The sequence below is a fragment of the Bradyrhizobium algeriense genome (genome assembly GCF_003062295.1).
Taxonomy (GTDB): domain Bacteria; phylum Pseudomonadota; class Alphaproteobacteria; order Rhizobiales; family Xanthobacteraceae; genus Bradyrhizobium; species Bradyrhizobium algeriense.
Map to the genome: position 1 here is coordinate 1 of NZ_PYCN01000134.1, position 1,561 is coordinate 1,561.

Consider the following 1,561-nt stretch of genomic DNA (forward strand, 5'->3'; position numbering starts at 1 on the left):
GATTTTGTTGCAAAAGTCGGTTGAGGCAGGCCGCGAACCGTGATTCCGTTGTGTTGACGCGAATCTCGGCGAGGTCGATCCATGATGGGCCGTCTGAAGAGTGACCAAGGTCAACTGTTCTACGAGTTTCATCTTGGCGACGCGGTGCCCGAGGATCATCTGGTGCGGAAGATCGATGCTGCTCTCGATCTGTCCTGGCTTCGCAGCGAACTTGCACCTCACTATTCGTTCATGGGTCGCCCTTCCATCGATCCGGAGTTGATGATCCGGATGCTGGTCGTGGGGTATGTCTTCGCAATCCGTTCGGAGCGGCTGATCTGTCGCGAGGTGCAGGTGAACCTCGCCTATCGTTGGTTTTGCAAGCTCGGCATTGAGGACGCCATCCCGGATCATTCGGCGTTCTCACGCGCCCGTAACGAGCGCTTCCGCGAGGGAGAGGTTTTCCGTCGCGTGTTCGAGCGGGTTGTCGAGGCGTGTATTGCTGCCGGGCTAGTGGGTGGGGAAGGCTTTGCCGTCGATGCCAGCCTGATTGCTGCCGATGCCAACAAGCAGCGCTCGATCGCGGGACCGGACTGGCACAGAGATCGCGATCCCAAGAAATCGAGCCGCGCGGTGAAGGAGTATCTGGCGACCCTCGACGATACGGCGTGGGGCGCTGCCAGCGAGGTTGTCCCGAAGTTTGTCTCGCCGTCCGATCCTGCAGCCCAGTGGACCGGCGCTCACAAGGGACCGGCCTTCTTTGCTTACTCCGACAACTATCTCATCGATGTGAAGTTCGGCGTTATCGTTGACGTCGAGGCCTCCCGCTCCATTCGGCAGGCCGAGGTCGGGGCGGCAAAGACCATGATCCAGCGAACAGAGGAACGCTTCGGTCTCAAGCCGGAGCGGCTTGTCGGGGATACGGCTTACGGTGCGGCTCCGATGCTGAACTGGCTGGTCGAGGAAAAGGGCATCGCGCCACACATCCCCGTGTTCGACAAATCGAAGCGGGATGACGGCACCTTCTCGCGCAGCGACTTTCAATATGACCAGACCAACGACGTCTATCATTGCCCCGGCGGCAAGCAACTGGGGACAAGCGGCACCGTACATGAAGGCAAGACGCTTCTGTATCGCGCCAGCAAGCTCGACTGCGATGTATGCCCACTCAAACCAAAGTGCTGTCCGAAAGACCCATCGCGCAAGATCCCGCGCGACATCCATGAGCACGCCCGGGATGTTGCCCGTTTGCTCGCCAGTTCCGAGGGCTTCGAGCAGTCGCGGAAAGAGCGCAAGAAGATCGAGATGCGGTTCGCGCACTTAAAGCGCATCTTGAAGCTCGGTCGGCTTCGACTGCGTGGACCGCGAGGTGCCCAGGACGAGTTTGTCCTTGCTGCCATCGCCCAGAACCTGCGGCGGCTCGCGTCGTTGGTTGCGCGACCGCCACCCGCTCATGCGCCGTGTGTTGCGTAGCGTAAGAGTTGAGTAGAGAGCGCCGGGGAGCCGGCGGACAAAGCCGATCGCCGTTAGTGAAACGACCGGCCAACATCCATCGGTCTCAACCGACTTTTGCAACAAAATC

1 protein-coding gene is annotated in these 1,561 nt (G+C 60.1%); it reads left to right on the forward strand.

Annotated features, from left to right (window positions below; genetic code table 11):
* The first annotated feature begins 81 nt into the window (after window positions 1–81).
* Window positions 82–1,452 carry a transposase gene (locus tag C7G61_RS42670; protein ID WP_108523406.1) on the forward strand — a complete coding sequence of 457 codons (1,371 nt, stop codon included), beginning with the start codon at window positions 82–84 and terminating at the stop codon, window positions 1,450–1,452.
* Window positions 1,453–1,561: the final 109 nt, after the last annotated feature.

Excerpts from the sequence above, each read along its gene's own strand:
- C7G61_RS42670 (WP_108523406.1), top strand. The coding sequence starts at position 82 with ATGATGGGCCGTCTGAAGAGTGACCAAGGTCAACTGTTCTACGAGTTT.